The organism is Paraflavitalea soli, assembly GCF_003555545.1.
Taxonomy (GTDB): domain Bacteria; phylum Bacteroidota; class Bacteroidia; order Chitinophagales; family Chitinophagaceae; genus Paraflavitalea; species Paraflavitalea soli.
The window spans coordinates 2,040,474-2,054,783 of the sequence record NZ_CP032157.1; the positions used below are offsets into that span (position 1 = coordinate 2,040,474).

The window sequence follows — 14,310 nt, forward strand, 5'->3', positions numbered from 1 at the left end:
ATGAAAAAATTGATGTTGCCGATCCTACTGGTAACAGGTCTCGCATACCTGGTATCGGGAAAAGTGCATCCGCCACCTAATGCGTCCCCGTGTAATGGTGTGCATGCAGAGAAAGAGATCTTACTGCCTGTAGAACGATTATTGTGGGCGCTGGATGCGCCATAAGTAAGTCTTTAGCATGACGAGTAGGTTCCGTTGGTGTTACGGTAAGAGCAGATCCGTCAAATCTGCTAATTGTAACCGGCTTATTCCGTAGGGGGAAGCCGGTTTTTCTTTTCGCCAGCACCAGGCAATCCCCCAGCCTTCACCGCTCACCTTTCACTGCTCACCCCTTCCCTCCTGCCGCTTCCAGCTTTTGTGTCTTGTTGCGCACGATGATGCACTTATCATGCGCTATCTCTTTGAAGCCATATTCATAACAATAATAGTAAGTCTCCTTTTCTTTATTAGTAAAAATGCTGGTAAAGAAATCAAAGCGGTAGCCTTTTTTAGCCAGTTCTGCTTTGGACCGGGCTGTGGCCCTTTCCACGCCTTCCATTGTTTCTTCCAGAATGCGCCGGTTACGGCGAAGAATATTGTTTACGTTGCGCACATAGTTAACGGAGTCACTGTTTAACTGATTATTGTAATTATTGCGGCAATAATCATCGCAAAATCTTTTATCGGCCCTCCCCTTTATAGTTTTCCCACAAGTAGGGCAAGTTCTGGCTTCGTTATTCATAGTCAATTATTTATGGGTAGATAGTTAATCAGTTTATCCGTTTGTAAGCGCTTACAAACGTTTACAAACACTTACATCCGAGTATAAACGACTATTAACCGGCTATGGATTTACGGGAGGTGCATTTTTGTGGGGACAGGCAGGCATCCCGGTGCCGGTCCGAAATAAAAAATCAATCATTTATTAAAACACACAATTATGTACGCATTAAGAAACAAAGTTCAACTGATCGGCTATGTAGGTATTGAACCAGAAGTAAGACTTACTGAGAAAAGAAAGAAATGGGTACGGTTCTCACTGGCTACCCATGAGACTTACAGGAATGCGCAGGGTGAGAAAGTTACAGAAACACAATGGCACCACCTGGTAGCCTGGGGCAAGGTGGCTGAAATAGTCGAAAAATACCTGCTCAAAGGAAAAGAAGTGGCAGTAGAAGGCAAGCTGGTGAACCGCAGTTATACGGATAAGGATGGTATTAAACGGTATACTACGGAGATACTGGTAAGTGAGGTATTATTACTGGGCGCTAAAAAAGAGCATAGTGTGGCAGCGGCCTAGTTAATTGTTTGCAAGGTGCACAGCATCACACCCCGGATGGCAGTGTAAAGCCTGTGCACTTTGCATTCATTATAATTCTTTTTGCATCAGCCAATCGGTCTGCGGATCATTGCCTACCACAAATATATGGTCGCTGAACTTCCGGAATCCCCATTTGGTATAGAAGGAAATGGCCCGCTGGTTATGCTCCCATACGCCCAGCCAGATCAACGCTTTCTTTTTATCCTGTGCTATGGAAAGGCATTCCTGCATCAACGCACTGCCCACACCTTTCCCGATAGTATTGGATACGGCATATATCCTGGCAATCTCGATAGCAGGTTTATCACCCAGTCCGGGAGGGTTTGGCGCTTCCCGTAAACGGGCATAGCCCACTACCACCTCTTCGGCAACGGCCAGTAAAAAGATACTGTCAGGCGCGGTAACTTCTGCCATTAGCTTTTCCCGGGTAAATTCTTCATTCATGAATTTCTCCATATCCTCCGGGGTATTGTCGGCAGCAAAGGAGTCGTAAAAAGTTTGCCGGCTCAGGTCAGCAATCATTCCTGCATCTTCGGCAGTGGCTCTTCGTATGGTGATCGTACTCATAAACTGATCACCATCGCGCTGGCCCCTCCGCCTCCATTACAGATACCTGCAGCTCCGTATTGGGCCTTGTTTTGCTTGAGCACATGAATGAGGGTCACAATGATACGGGCGCCGCTGGCACCCAGGGGATGACCAATACTCACAGCCCCTCCATGTACATTTACTTTGGCAGGATCGAGCTTCATGCGGCGTGTATTTTCAATGCCCACTACTGCAAAGGCTTCATTAAGCTCAAAATAGCCTATCTGGTCCAGGCTTAGGCCCGCTTTGGCTACCGCCTTGGGTAAGGCTATAGCAGGCGTAGTAGTAAACCATTCGGGTGCTTGTTCAGCATCGGCATAAGAAACTATTTTAGCCAATGGTTTTAATCCCAGTTCTTCGGCTTTCTCTTTGCTCATTAATACCAACGCCGCTGCACCATCGTTCATGGTGGAAGCATTGGCAGCTGTAACGCTGCCATCTTTCTGGAAAGCAGATTTCAGTTCGGGTATCTTATCAAACTTAACATTGTAAGGCTCTTCATCTTTGGCAAACAAGATAGGCTCGCCCTTACGTTGGGGAATGGACACCGGCACCACCTCATCATTGAATTTGCCGGCAGCCCAGGCAGCCTGGCTACGCTTATAACTTTCAATGGCAAATGCATCCTGTTCTTCACGGCTAATGCCACATTCTCTGGCGCAGAGTTCAGCGGCATTACCCATGGCCTTGCCATCATATACGTCTGTCAATCCGTCTTTGGCCAGACCATCGATCAATCCTGCATTGCCATATTTATTACCCCAGCGCATCTGATCTACATAAAAAGGCACATTACTCATACTTTCCATGCCGCCGGCCACCACGATATCTGCATCACCCAGGGCTATGCTTTGCGCGGCCTGCGCAATAGCTTTCATGCCGCTGGCGCAAACCTTATTCACAGTAGTACAATTGACTTCGTTGGGCAGACCGGCCAATTTGGCTGCCTGGCGGGCAGGCGCCTGGCCCAGGTTGGCCTGCAGCACACAGCCCATCAACACATCCTGTACCTGCTCCGGTTTAATACCTGCTCTTTCTACCGCCGCCTTAATGGCAATTGCGCCTAATTGAGTGGCACTGAAGTTTTTAAGACTTCCTCCAAAACTGCCTAATGGGGTACGTACAGCCGAGATAATATATACTTCGCGTTTGTTCATATAGCTGATCTTTATAATAGAATTGGGTGATAACGACTCACTTACAAACGTAAAGATAACGATTGTTAGTTTGTCCGCAACTCATACCGCTGCTCTGTCACATTTTTTCCGAAGGGAGCTACAGCGGGCCGTTCTTCCACCAGCATAAATCCATGTCTTTTGTACAAAGCAACTGCAGTGGGTAATTCACTGGTGGTCCACAGGAAGGAAGCCCTATAACCAGCCTGGCGCAGAAAGTCCATGTATAATTCCAGGAGCTTTTTTCCCAGGCCAATACCCCGGTAATCAGGATGAAGAATGAAGTAACGCAACTGGGCCGCTTCCCCGCGGTGCATCAGCAACAAAAAGCCTACGATCTTTTGCTGGTGCTCACAAACCCATACACGGTCCCTGGCGGCATCGTATTGCTGATAAAATTCAACGAGGCCTGCTGCTACATAGGATTCAAAGGCAACACCATACTGGTATTCCCGGCTGTATAACCAGCCATGCAGGTAAGTTATATAACCAATATCTCCTGGCTGTAAAGTGGTGCGTATATGGATATCATTAAGATCGACTGCAGGCTGCATAGAAATAAATTTGAAGCCTAAAGATAATACTAGCCTTTAGTATTCACCACCCGATACTTGCGCAAAGTATAAGAGCTGATCGCGCAAACGACCAGCTCTGTATTATAGCGTACGGATCAAATAAACTAACGTTGAATTCCCTCAAACTCGGCAGGCGTGGTACCTTCAATATAATCTTTGAACTTTTGTATATCGTGCTCTACGATCCTTTCAAAAGCCGGGTTTAATATCCTGGCAATAGCTACCCCAATATCTCCTGCCGGTGGCCGGTAAGTGATGGTTACCCGCAACTCAGTGCCTTCCTCCACATCCCTGAACTCTACCTTACCCGCATTCTCAATAGCTGATCCTGCAATGGAATGCCATCCTATCAGTACCCCATATTCGTCTTTCACGATCTCTGCATTCCAGCGTATCCGGCCAAGGTTGGCAGGTACAATAGCTTCCCAACGGGAATGAACCTGGTCTACTTCCCGCACTTTTGCCAGGTGATGCATAAAGGAAGGCAGGTTTTCCAGTTTGCGCCAAAAACGGTACACCTCATGCCTTGGCTTATTCACTACCAGGGTGGTACGTACATTGATGGCCGCTGTTCGCCTTACATCCCTCGTTTTACCCATCGCAGCATAGGCAGGACAACTACCCGAAGCACCCCGGTACAACAAAAAGCCACCTATCATACCTTGCAGGAAACTCTTCACCGGATGCTTTGTAAAATGCCGTACACCATGGCCAATAAGGGCTACACCTGTGGTAGCTGACAATAACCGCTCAGGCCAGCTCACATTGATCACATTATTGGTTTTTATATTGGGCAAAACCGGATCATCCATCCAGGTTTTCATCGCATCATATGTTTTCATATCACTTTTTTGTTACTGGCTACTAAAACCCTGCCTACCAGAGAGTGCAGTTATTTACAGTCTGTTATGGGGAATATGAGCAACAGTTTGCCCCCAGGCTGTGCCCGGTTTGTTTTATCGCCGGAATTTGTGGAAATTGAGACAAACAGCATCCCTATTCACTATATGCAGCGAATACTTCTCCTGTTACTACTTACTACATCGGTCAGTTACGGACAATCAGGCAGGAGCCAGGCATCGGCCATGGCCACAACCCTCTTGTCGGGACAAGATAGTGCCTTGCATTTATTTGAACAGGCACTGGAGTATATCCAGCGAAACCCTTTCAAAAAGGACATATCCTGGGACTCGTTGATTGCCACCTCCCGCGAACAATTGTCTGCAGCAACCTCCGTGCGCGATGCCCATACCGTGATCAACCAATGCCTGCAGCAGGTACAGGGTGCTCATAGTTTTGTAATGCCTGCCCGCCATGCGGCCCTGTACCATAATGATACAGCCCAGCTTAAACGTATACCGGCGTTAAAAGAACTGGTAGGCGCCATGAGCGCTGAAATGATCGATCAGGGTATTGGATACATATCCGTGCCCTGGATCAGTAGTTCCGACCCGGCGGTATGTGCCCTGATAGCCGACAGCCTGCAATCGCTGATCGGACACCTGGCAAAGCAAGGGGCTACCCGCTGGATCATCGACCTGCGTAAGAATATTGGCGGCAATTGCTGGCCTATGCTGGCAGGCATCGGTCCCCTGCTTGGCAATGGCGTATGTGGTTATTTTGTGCGCAAAGCAAGGGTAACCGACATCCGTTACCGGGAAGGTGCAGCCCTGCATAACAATACCACCATGTGCAAAGTCAGCAACCCGGTAACCCTTACCGATCAGCAACGACAGCAGATAGTGGTCCTTACCGGGCCCAAAACTTCCAGTTCGGGCGAAATACTGGCCCTGGCCTTTAAAGGAATGCCGCAGGTACGCCTGATGGGAGAACCCACAGCAGGCTTAACAACTGCCAACACCACCTATGACCTGTTTGATGGCTCCACTCTTGTAGTGACCATTTGCCAGGAAGCCGACAGGACCGGCAGGATCTGTGAAGGAAAGATCGTTCCTGACGATATTATTAAGTCCGATCCCCTTAAAGAGGAAGATGTGGTGAAAGCCAATGCCCTCATGTGGCTGCAAAGTAATTGAGCATCCATAGCCATGCGCCTTTTAGCGATGAACAGGCAAGTCTCCACCTGCGGCTGGCAATTTCTTCGTAACTTTTAGGAAAATAACGATATGGCGCAAAGCAGGCATCGTCACAAACACGCGCATCCACATGCGCATCCCCCCCATCCCTCCCCGGGTTCCAGGCAACAGGCAAAACGCAAAGCGGTAACTATTATGATGATCTTTCTGGGGGTATTAGGACTCTTTGTAGCTTATGTATCAGCAGGGCCTGAACTATTGTGGCTTACACTGGGCACCATAGCTGGTGTAGTGGCAGGATATTTTGTAGGACGCAGCATGGACAAGGCAGCCGCTAAATAAAAAAAGTGATACCTCCTTCACAAGGTATCACCTTTTAGAATTAATAAGCAGGCAAGCAAACGTTTAGTTATCAAGCGCAGCGAAGAAAAATCCTTCTTCGCTAAGAACGTGTTCATTCGGTATAAATCTTAACAGCGATTCCCGCACCATATCTTCGGCAGCCTGTTGGTAACGGGTACCTACTTCCGGTGTTTTCAAAGCAAACTTCCAGCTTTGTATTTTCAGGATCGCAATTTTACTGGCATGGATCGTATGGTTCTCCAATAACTTAAACTTCTCTGCCAGGTAATCCTGGTCGTTTTGGATGTTGGGGTTCATAGGGATTGAATGTTTTGATCGAATAGCCTTACCAATAATTAACGCAGGTGTAATATAGAAATTGTGTAGGTATAGCAGAAAAATACGATGTTATGAACAAAGTTTCCATGGCCTGGTACAATCAATCAAAAGAAGAGATCACTTCATCCTTCTCCGTTACCCCCAATGGTTTACCTGCCGCAGAAGCAGCCGAAAGGCTTAAAAAATTTGGTCCCAATACCCTGCCACCGCCCAAAGCTAAAAATATAGGGATCATCTTTCTCTCCCAGTTCCTCAGCCCCCTCATTTATGTATTGATCGGTGCAGCCATCCTGTCGGCCATCGCCGGGGAAGTCAATGATGCGCTCTTCATCACCACCATCATTGTTATCAATGCCATCCTGGGCACCTGGCAGGAATGGCAGGCCGAAAACAGCGCCGCCGCCTTGAAAACCCTGGTAACCGTAAAAGCAAGGATCAAACGGGATGGGAAAATACTGGAAATAGATGCTGCAGAGATCGTACCGGGCGATGTGGTACTGCTCGAAAGCGGGGTAAAAGTGCCTGCCGATATCCGGTTGATCAAGGCCCGGGAATTAAACATTGAAGAAGCCCTGCTAACCGGCGAATCGCAACCAGTGACCAAGACGACGGAAACATTACCGGACAAAGACCTTTCCCTGGGTGATCAGACCAATATGGCCTTTACAGCCACTACCGTGGTCAAAGGCCGTGGCTGGGGCTACGCAGTAGCTACGGCTAAGGATACCGAGATTGGCCGGATCGCGGGTTCACTCTCCGAAGGGAAAGCCGAAAAACCTCCCCTGATCCGGCGCATGGATGTTTTTTCACGGAAGATCAGCATTGGAGTGATAATAGCCTGTTTGTTATTGGGCTTCATCGGCTGGTATCGGGGTATGCCCATCATGGAGATCTTCTTCCTGATGATTGCCGTGGGTGTATCTGCCATTCCGGAAGGACTGCCCGTTGCCTTAACCGTAGCCCTGTCGATTGGTACACGCCGGATGGCCAGGCGCAACGTGATCGTACGCAGGCTCCCCGCCGTAGAAGGCCTGGGTAGTTGTACCATGATCGCTTCGGATAAAACAGGCACATTGACCATGGACCAGCAATCGGTTAAAAAGATCGTGTTGCCGGGCAACCTGCTTTTCACTGTTACCGGTGAAGGCTATGATGGCGATGGGCAGATTAAAGATCATACTAAAAATGACCTCAGCGAGCTACCCGCCCCCTTACAAGCCTTCGTGCAGGCAGCAGTATTGTCCAATGAAGGGATATTGCGCAAGAATGGAGATGGATGGGAGCATACCGGCGATGCCATAGATGTAGCGCTGCTGGCCATGGCCTATAAAACAGGAGAGTCTCCAGACGCTTTCAGGAAAGACATTGAGATCGTTCAAATGGTGCCTTATGAATCGGAGAATAAATTCTCCGGTGTCTATTATAAACAAAATGACGAACTGTGTTTTGCGATGAAAGGCGCCCTGGAGATAGTAGCCAAAAGATTATCAGCCGATGACCGCCGCCGGGCGCATGAGGAATCAGAAAAGCTGGCGGAGGATGGTTACCGCGTATTGTCATTTGCCATGGGCAAAGTGGCGAATACCAACCAGGATCATTTGCCGGTGCTGCAATGGATAGGGTTGGCAGGATTGATTGATCCGCTCAGACCGGAAGCGATACAGGCTGTAAAGGAATGCCAGGGAGCGGGTGTATCGGTCGTCATGGTAACCGGCGATCATCCGGCTACAGCCCTCTACATTGCCAAAGACCTGGGCATTGCCGATCATAAAGACCACGTAATTACTGGCAAGGAACTCGGCTTGCTGGAAGAGCAAAATGCACAGTCGCTGGATGAACAATTACAACATAAAAAAGTATACGCGCGTGTAACGCCCCTGCAAAAGAAACGGATCGTTGAAAGCCTGAAGCAACAGGGCCACTTTGTAGCTGTAACAGGCGATGGCGCCAATGATGCACCAGCATTGAAAGCAGCGCATATTGGTATTGCCATGGGCAGTGGTACCGACCTCGCCAAAGAGACGGCCTCCCTGATCATTACCGATAACAATTTCGCTTCTATTGCAGCCGGCGTGGAAGAAGGCCGTTTTACGTACGACAACCTGCGCAAGATCATTTACCTGCTCATATCTACGGGAGTAGCAGAAATATTGCTGGTAGCCATCCCGATGATCATAGGCCTGCCGCTGCCTTTCCTGGCCGTACAGTTGTTGTGGCTAAACCTCGTCACCAACGGTATCCAGGAAATTGCGCTGGCTTTTGAAAAAGGCGATATGGCAGTGATGCAGCAACCGCCGCGCAAACCGGATGAGAATATTTTCGACGCCATGATGCTGCAGGAAGTATTTATCTCCGCCGCCATGATGACCATCGTCACTGTTGGCGCCTGGTATTATCTCATAGAGATACAGGATATGGAAGCAAAACATGCCCGCACAGATGTAATGATGCTGATGGTACTGCTGCAAAACTTTCATGTATTCAACTGCCGGTCTGAAACCCGTTCTCTGTTTTCCATTCCTTTCTCCCATAACAAGCTTATCGTAGTAGGTGTATTGCTGGCCCAGGGCGTCCATATCCTGGCAGCGTATATTCCCGGCCTCAACAGCACCCTGCAGCTGGAACCGGTACGTATGAATGAATGGCTGGTGCTGCTGGCGCTTTCTTGCAGCATCGTGCTGGTAATGGAGCTGTTCAAATGGATCAAACGTACGAAATCGGTTGCGTAATTAATCGTGTGCCCGACGCCCGTTGGAATACCATCAAAACAAGTTAAAAAAGTATTGATGTTCAAAAGTCCGTTTTTTGCTAAATGGTTTTAGATAGCTATCTTCAGACCTTGGTGGAGAAAACTGAAGAGAAAGTTAAGAAAGGATGGCCATTTATAAAAAAGTGTTGCCTGTTTTGTTTAGAACCACCTAAAACCTATACATTTATGCCACCTTTTTATATTAATTATTTAAACTTGCCATATGGGCGATCTGCAGATTAAAAAAAGTGCAAAGCAGTATGATGTAGTGATCGTAGGTTCCGGAGCGGGCGGAGGCATGGCTACTTATATCCTGGCCAATGCAGGATTGAAAGTATGTCTCATCGAGGCCGGACCTATGTATGACCCTAAGACGAACATCACGCAATTCAAAAACCCCTGGGAATCTCCCCGCCGTGGAGCCAGCACCAAGTACCGTCCGTTTGGAGACTTTGATGCCTGTTATTGGGGATGGGAAATTGATGGAGAGCCCTATACCAAAGAAAATGGTACGCAATGGGACTGGTGGCGCGCCCGTATGTTGGGTGGCCGTACCAATCACTGGGGCCGTATATCCCTCCGTTTCGGACCCAAAGATTTCAAACGCAAAAGTATTGATGGCCTGGGCGAAGACTGGCCTATCGGCTATGATGATATCAAACCATTTTATGACCGTGTAGATAAACTGATTGGCGTATTTGGTACCAATGAAGGACTGCCCAACGATCCCGATGGTATCTTCCTGCCACCACCCAAGCCTCGCCTGCACGAGCTGATGATCAAGAAAGCAGGAATTGCAGCCGGCGTACCCGTTATTCCTTCCCGCCTGTCGATCCTTACCAAGGCATTGCCCGGCAATAAAGACCGTGGTGAATGTATGTACTGTGCCCAGTGCGGAAGGGCCTGCTCTTATGCCTATGCCGACTTCTCCTCTTCTTCTGTACTGATCAAGCCCGCTTTGGCCACCGGCAATGTAGACCTGGTGACGAACGCGATGGCACGCGAAGTATTGACCGATCGCGAAGGAAAAGCCACCGGCGTTTCTTATGTGAACAAAGATGACCTGAATGAATACCAGGTGAATGGCCGTGTAGTGATACTGGCAGCCAGCGCCTGTGAAAGTGCCCGCTTATTGTTGAACTCAAAATCTGCCCGTCATCCTAATGGTCTGGCCAATTCGAGTGATGTGGTTGGTAAATATTTACACGACTCTACCGGCACCGCCATGGGTGGTGTATTGCCCCAGCTCTTCGGCCGCAAGCGGTACAACGAAGATGGTGTAGGTGGCATGCACGTTTATTCTCCGTGGTGGGGTGATAACAAGAAACTGGATTTCCCCCGCGGTTATCATATTGAATATTGGGGTGGTATGGGACAGCCGGCCTATGGTGTTGGCTGGGGTACCGAAGGCATGAATGGTAAGTTTGCTGTGAACGGCCAAAAGAAGGAAGCCGGCGGTTACGGTAAATCACTGAAAGAAGATATCCGCTTCTTCTATGGCGCCAGCGTAGGCATGGCTGGTCGTGGCGAGGCCCTTTCCCTGGCAAGCAACTATTGCGCTATCGATCCCAATGTAGTGGACAAATACGGCATACCTGTACTGAAGTTCAATGTAAAGTGGTCAGAACATGAGATCAAACAGGTGAAGCATATGAAAGAAACCTTCCGGGAGATCATGCACAATATGGGCGCTGTGATCACCTGGGGAGATGATGGTACGGCAGCCAACAATTATGGCATCGATACACCCGGTAAGATCATCCATGAAGCAGGCACTGTACGTATGGGCAATGATGCCAAACATGCAGCCCTCAACAAATGGAGCCAGGCACACGATTGTAAGAACCTGTTCTGTGTAGATGGTGGTCAGTTTGTATCACAGGCCGATAAGAATATCACCTGGACCATCCTCGCCCTCTCTATGAGAGCCAGCGAATACATCATTGATGAAATGAAAAAGCAGAACATTTAATACAGCACACAGTAATTAGATTACAGAATCAAGCATTCAGAATCCATTATATAGAAAATTATGGACAGAAGAAAATCCCTCAAAGCATTAGCATTAGGAACGCTTTCCGCCGGTGTACTGCTGGAAGCCTGTAATGATGGTGATGCAGATAAAAAAGCAGCGGAAGACAAAGCCAGGGCAGGTGCCGCTCCTGCTTCCACCATCGACCGGATGAAGGAAGAAGAAGCGCACTATAAAGCCGTAACTGCCGAAACCTTCTTTACGCCACAGGAAATGGCTACCATTACCATCCTGGGCGATATCATTATTCCCAAAGATGAAGTAAGCGGCAGCGCCTCCGAAGCCAAAGTGCCGGAGTTCATTGAATTTATTGTAAAAGACATGCCTGAGCACCAGATACCCATGCGGGGTGGCCTGCGCTGGCTCGATATGCAATGCCTGAAGCGCTATGAAAAAGCGTTTAAGGATTGCGATCAGAAACAGCAAATGGAAATCGTAGATGAAATAGCCTGGCCTGCCAAAGCCAAACCGGAAATGGCGCAGGGCGTAGCTTTCTTCAACCTTATCCGCAACCTTACAGCCACAGGCTTCTATACTTCTGAGATGGGAGTAAAAGACATCGGCTATGCAGGTAACAAGCCCAATAAATGGAATGGTGTACCGGATGATGTATTGAAGCAATACAACCTGGCTTATACTGAAAAGGAATTAAAGGAGTGTGTGAGCTACGATAACAAAGCGTAGGCAGCTTCTTTAACAAAATTATAATAGATCCCGGCAAGCTGATTTGTTCAGTTGCCGGGATCTTTATTTGTGATCATACTACATGATTCTTCTTATGCGTATGTTAATAATCTTCACTTCTTTTTACAAAATAAGAGCCAGGTCGTACATTTGCAGCACCGATTTTATAGGTCTTGATCATGAAGCGTAGTTGGACAAAATATATCATTGGCTATTTTTTTATCATTGCCTTTCTTTTCAATGGTATTGTGCCGGAAGTAATGATCCTGTCGGGTCAGCTAAGCCATAAACTGGTGAATGAAACACTGGCAGAACAGGAAGATGTGAATTCGGAAAGAAACACAGAAGAAACAAAAGCAGAGCAGCGAACCGAATACCTGCCTACCGCCCATACGTCTTATTATATACATCCAACCCCAAGCTTTTTTATTTCCGATAAGGTTATTCCCAGCGATATAGCATTTATATCAACAGTGGTGATCCCGGTTCCCACTCCCCCGCCCGATGTAACTATTGTTTAATCTGTTTCCGAAAGAGTCATTAGTAACCCATCGCTTGCCGGTAATATTTGCATTACCGCAGGACCATCTTTTTATCAAAAAATAAACTTATGCGTTATAGAACTCAATATATCATAAAATCATTATTTTTCTCTTTCCTGTTGTTATCAGCTTCCGTAGTAATCGGCCAGGAAAGCAGTGACGGTGTAGTACAGAAGAAAGTGGCGGCCATTGAGCATCCGGTGCAAAGCCTGGTGCAATTGGAACCGGGTGTTTTTGAATATGATCGGCAGCAATCGAAACAATTAAAGCTACCCCAGGGAAAACATTATGGCTTCACAATAGCCGAGATCGAGGCCGTTTTCCCGGCATTGATAAAACAAACCACCCGCACTTATATGTTTGGCAAGAACACATACCGTACTGCTACGATCAAAACGGTGGATATGGAGAGTCTCATCCCGGTATTGGTGGCTTCTGTAAAGCAGCAACAGCAGGAAATTGAGCAATTGAAAAAGGAACTGCAGGACTTGAAAAAGCCAGTAGCCCTTTCGAAATAGTGTGGCAGACGGTTGGCGACCCGTTAAAACAGGTCTGCTTTTTTACGAGTCCCCCTTGTATTGCTGCATCAATACCTGGGGGCTCGTTGTTTTTAACCCCATCACACTCAACCACTTATTTAAAGCGGCCCATATGGCCGATTCCACCTATCTTTGCGCGCTGAAAATTAAAAATATATGGCTTTACAAGCAGGTATCGTAGGACTGCCGAATGTAGGAAAATCGACCTTGTTCAATGCGGTGAGCAATAGTGCCAAGGCACAGGCCAGCAATTACCGTTTTTGTACCATCGAACCCAATGTGGGCCTGGTGGATGTACCGGATGCCCGCCTCAATAAGCTGGCCGAACTGGTAATTCCCAACCGCATCGTGCCTACCCAGATAGAGATCGTAGACATTGCCGGCCTGGTACGTGGCGCCAGCAAAGGTGAAGGCCTGGGCAACCAGTTCCTGGGCAATATCCGCGAGGTGGATGCCATCATCCATGTGATCCGGTGTTTCGAAGATGACAATGTATTGCGTGATGAAGGCGCCATCAATCCCATTAGCGATAAAGAGATCATTGATACTGAATTGCAGTTGAAGGACCTGGACAGTGTAGAGCGTAAAATAGGCCGTGTAGAAAAAGCAGCCCGTACGGACCCCAAGATGAAGGCTGAACTGGATGTGCTGGTACAGTGTAAAAACCACCTGCAGCAAGGTAAAAGCATCCGCTCCCTCGACCTTTCCAAAGAAGAAAAGACGGCCATTGCCGATATGTTCCTGCTCACAGAAAAGCCTGTTCTGTACGTTGCCAACGTAGACGAGCCTTCTATGCATACAGGCAATAAGTATTCTGAGGCGCTTGCAAAAGCAGCCAAAGAAGAAGGCGCACAGATCATTATTATGAACAATAATATTGAAGCACAGATCGCCGAAATGGAAGATCCGGCAGACCGCGCCCTGTTCATGGAAGAATACAAGATGACCGAGCCGGCCTTGAACCGCCTCATCACCAGCGCTTATAAACTGCTCAACCTCTATACCTATTTCACCGCCGGTGTACAGGAAGTACGTGCCTGGACCATCCATGAAGGCTGGAAAGCGCCACAAGCTGCCGGTGTGATCCATACAGACTTCGAAAAAGGATTCATCAAGGCCGAAGTGATCGCTTACAATGACTTCGTTCAATATGGTTCCGAAGCTGCAGCCCGTGAAGTAGGTAAGCTGCGCATTGAAGGAAAGGAATATGTAGTGAAGGATGGCGACATCATGCACTTCAGGTTCAACGTGTAAACCACGATTTGTAGGATCTGACGGATTAAGCAGATCCTATTGCAATATATTATAAGGGGTTTAGCTAAGCTGTTTCGCAGTAAGGCTAAACCCCTTGGTTTTGCAGCCAGGTGTATATATGATTAAATGTCAATTAAACATCCATTAACTGCAAA

General features: G+C 47.9%; 16 protein-coding genes. 10 read left to right on the plus strand and 6 right to left on the minus strand.

What is annotated here, in order from left to right:
* Positions 1 to 165 carry a hypothetical protein gene (locus tag D3H65_RS32840; RefSeq protein WP_162915472.1) on the plus strand — a complete coding sequence of 55 codons (165 nt, stop codon included), beginning with the start codon at positions 1 to 3 and terminating at the stop codon, positions 163 to 165.
* Positions 166 to 325: 160 nt separating this feature from the next.
* Here D3H65_RS32840 and D3H65_RS07505 read toward each other — a convergent pair whose 3' ends face one another.
* Complete coding sequence (locus D3H65_RS07505; protein ID WP_119049669.1) at positions 326 to 721, minus strand: hypothetical protein; 396 nt, start codon at positions 719 to 721, stop codon at positions 326 to 328.
* A gap of 198 nt (positions 722 to 919) precedes the next feature.
* On the opposite strand from D3H65_RS07505, the gene D3H65_RS07510 reads away from it, so the two are divergent.
* A complete protein-coding gene (locus D3H65_RS07510; RefSeq protein ID WP_119049670.1) occupies positions 920 to 1,279 on the plus strand; it encodes a single-stranded DNA-binding protein in 360 nt (119 codons plus the stop codon).
* Positions 1,280 to 1,348: 69 nt separating this feature from the next.
* Here D3H65_RS07510 and D3H65_RS07515 read toward each other — a convergent pair whose 3' ends face one another.
* The 4 genes from D3H65_RS07515 to D3H65_RS07530 form a co-directional block, all read right to left on the minus strand.
* On the minus strand, positions 1,349 to 1,867 hold the full coding sequence (locus tag D3H65_RS07515; RefSeq protein WP_119049671.1) for a GNAT family N-acetyltransferase: 519 nt from the start codon (positions 1,865 to 1,867) through the stop codon (positions 1,349 to 1,351).
* The gene (locus D3H65_RS07520; protein WP_119049672.1) at positions 1,864 to 3,045 is read right to left on the minus strand and encodes a thiolase family protein; all 1,182 of its coding nucleotides are present in this window, start codon (positions 3,043 to 3,045) and stop codon (positions 1,864 to 1,866) included. Before D3H65_RS07520 ends, D3H65_RS07515 begins: the two co-directional genes overlap by 4 nt.
* Positions 3,046 to 3,110: 65 nt before the next feature.
* Positions 3,111 to 3,617, minus strand: coding sequence for a GNAT family N-acetyltransferase (locus D3H65_RS07525; RefSeq protein ID WP_119049673.1), 507 nt, complete (start codon positions 3,615 to 3,617; stop codon positions 3,111 to 3,113).
* 125 nt (positions 3,618 to 3,742) lie between these two features.
* On the minus strand, positions 3,743 to 4,480 hold the full coding sequence (locus tag D3H65_RS07530; RefSeq protein ID WP_119049674.1) for an SRPBCC family protein: 738 nt from the start codon (positions 4,478 to 4,480) through the stop codon (positions 3,743 to 3,745).
* A gap of 165 nt (positions 4,481 to 4,645) precedes the next feature.
* Here D3H65_RS07530 and D3H65_RS07535 point away from each other — a divergent pair, with 165 nt between their 5' ends.
* Both D3H65_RS07535 and D3H65_RS32845 read left to right on the plus strand, forming a co-directional pair.
* Positions 4,646 to 5,674 carry a S41 family peptidase gene (locus tag D3H65_RS07535; protein WP_162915473.1) on the plus strand — a complete coding sequence of 343 codons (1,029 nt, stop codon included), beginning with the start codon at positions 4,646 to 4,648 and terminating at the stop codon, positions 5,672 to 5,674.
* Positions 5,675 to 5,764: 90 nt separating this feature from the next.
* The gene (locus tag D3H65_RS32845; RefSeq protein WP_162915474.1) at positions 5,765 to 6,016 is read left to right on the plus strand and encodes a hypothetical protein; all 252 of its coding nucleotides are present in this window, start codon (positions 5,765 to 5,767) and stop codon (positions 6,014 to 6,016) included.
* A gap of 63 nt (positions 6,017 to 6,079) precedes the next feature.
* Here D3H65_RS32845 and D3H65_RS07540 read toward each other — a convergent pair whose 3' ends face one another.
* Positions 6,080 to 6,334: a hypothetical protein gene (locus D3H65_RS07540; RefSeq protein WP_119049676.1), complete on the minus strand. Its 255-nt coding sequence runs from the start codon at positions 6,332 to 6,334 to the stop codon at positions 6,080 to 6,082.
* Between the two features lie 92 nt (positions 6,335 to 6,426).
* Here D3H65_RS07540 and D3H65_RS07545 point away from each other — a divergent pair, with 92 nt between their 5' ends.
* The 6 genes from D3H65_RS07545 to ychF all read left to right on the plus strand — a co-directional run bounded on the left by D3H65_RS07545 (position 6,427) and on the right by ychF (position 14,155).
* Positions 6,427 to 9,084, plus strand: a complete 2,658-nt coding sequence (locus tag D3H65_RS07545; protein WP_119049677.1) for a cation-translocating P-type ATPase — start codon at positions 6,427 to 6,429, stop codon at positions 9,082 to 9,084.
* A 243-nt stretch (positions 9,085 to 9,327) separates the two neighbouring features.
* A complete protein-coding gene (locus tag D3H65_RS07550; protein WP_119049678.1) occupies positions 9,328 to 11,076 on the plus strand; it encodes a GMC family oxidoreductase in 1,749 nt (582 codons plus the stop codon).
* A 60-nt stretch (positions 11,077 to 11,136) separates the two neighbouring features.
* Positions 11,137 to 11,820 (plus strand): gluconate 2-dehydrogenase subunit 3 family protein, encoded by a 684-nt coding sequence (locus D3H65_RS07555; protein ID WP_119049679.1) that lies wholly within the window; start codon positions 11,137 to 11,139, stop codon positions 11,818 to 11,820.
* A gap of 179 nt (positions 11,821 to 11,999) precedes the next feature.
* The gene (locus tag D3H65_RS07560; protein WP_119049680.1) at positions 12,000 to 12,341 is read left to right on the plus strand and encodes a hypothetical protein; all 342 of its coding nucleotides are present in this window, start codon (positions 12,000 to 12,002) and stop codon (positions 12,339 to 12,341) included.
* Positions 12,342 to 12,430: 89 nt separating this feature from the next.
* Positions 12,431 to 12,880: a tail fiber domain-containing protein gene (locus D3H65_RS07565; RefSeq protein WP_119049681.1), complete on the plus strand. Its 450-nt coding sequence runs from the start codon at positions 12,431 to 12,433 to the stop codon at positions 12,878 to 12,880.
* A 177-nt stretch (positions 12,881 to 13,057) separates the two neighbouring features.
* Positions 13,058 to 14,155, plus strand: a complete 1,098-nt coding sequence (gene ychF, locus D3H65_RS07570) for a redox-regulated ATPase YchF (protein ID WP_119049682.1) — start codon at positions 13,058 to 13,060, stop codon at positions 14,153 to 14,155.
* Positions 14,156 to 14,310 lie beyond the last annotated feature (155 nt).

Bases quoted from the DNA above. Each gene is read 5' to 3' on its own strand.
- D3H65_RS32840 (WP_162915472.1), top strand. From the start codon at position 1: ATGAAAAAATTGATGTTGCCGATCCTACTGGTAACAGGTCTCGCATAC.
- D3H65_RS07505 (WP_119049669.1), bottom strand. From the start codon at position 721: ATGAATAACGAAGCCAGAACTTGCCCTACTTGTGGGAAAACTATAAAG.
- D3H65_RS07510 (WP_119049670.1), top strand. From the start codon at position 920: ATGTACGCATTAAGAAACAAAGTTCAACTGATCGGCTATGTAGGTATT.
- D3H65_RS07515 (WP_119049671.1), bottom strand. From the start codon at position 1,867: ATGAGTACGATCACCATACGAAGAGCCACTGCCGAAGATGCAGGAATG.
- D3H65_RS07520 (WP_119049672.1), bottom strand. From the start codon at position 3,045: ATGAACAAACGCGAAGTATATATTATCTCGGCTGTACGTACCCCATTA.
- D3H65_RS07525 (WP_119049673.1), bottom strand. From the start codon at position 3,617: ATGCAGCCTGCAGTCGATCTTAATGATATCCATATACGCACCACTTTA.
- D3H65_RS07530 (WP_119049674.1), bottom strand. From the start codon at position 4,480: ATGAAAACATATGATGCGATGAAAACCTGGATGGATGATCCGGTTTTG.
- D3H65_RS07535 (WP_162915473.1), top strand. From the start codon at position 4,646: ATGCAGCGAATACTTCTCCTGTTACTACTTACTACATCGGTCAGTTAC.
- D3H65_RS32845 (WP_162915474.1), top strand. From the start codon at position 5,765: ATGGCGCAAAGCAGGCATCGTCACAAACACGCGCATCCACATGCGCAT.
- D3H65_RS07540 (WP_119049676.1), bottom strand. From the start codon at position 6,334: ATGAACCCCAACATCCAAAACGACCAGGATTACCTGGCAGAGAAGTTT.
- D3H65_RS07545 (WP_119049677.1), top strand. From the start codon at position 6,427: ATGAACAAAGTTTCCATGGCCTGGTACAATCAATCAAAAGAAGAGATC.
- D3H65_RS07550 (WP_119049678.1), top strand. From the start codon at position 9,328: ATGGGCGATCTGCAGATTAAAAAAAGTGCAAAGCAGTATGATGTAGTG.
- D3H65_RS07555 (WP_119049679.1), top strand. From the start codon at position 11,137: ATGGACAGAAGAAAATCCCTCAAAGCATTAGCATTAGGAACGCTTTCC.
- D3H65_RS07560 (WP_119049680.1), top strand. From the start codon at position 12,000: ATGAAGCGTAGTTGGACAAAATATATCATTGGCTATTTTTTTATCATT.
- D3H65_RS07565 (WP_119049681.1), top strand. From the start codon at position 12,431: ATGCGTTATAGAACTCAATATATCATAAAATCATTATTTTTCTCTTTC.
- ychF (WP_119049682.1), top strand. From the start codon at position 13,058: ATGGCTTTACAAGCAGGTATCGTAGGACTGCCGAATGTAGGAAAATCG.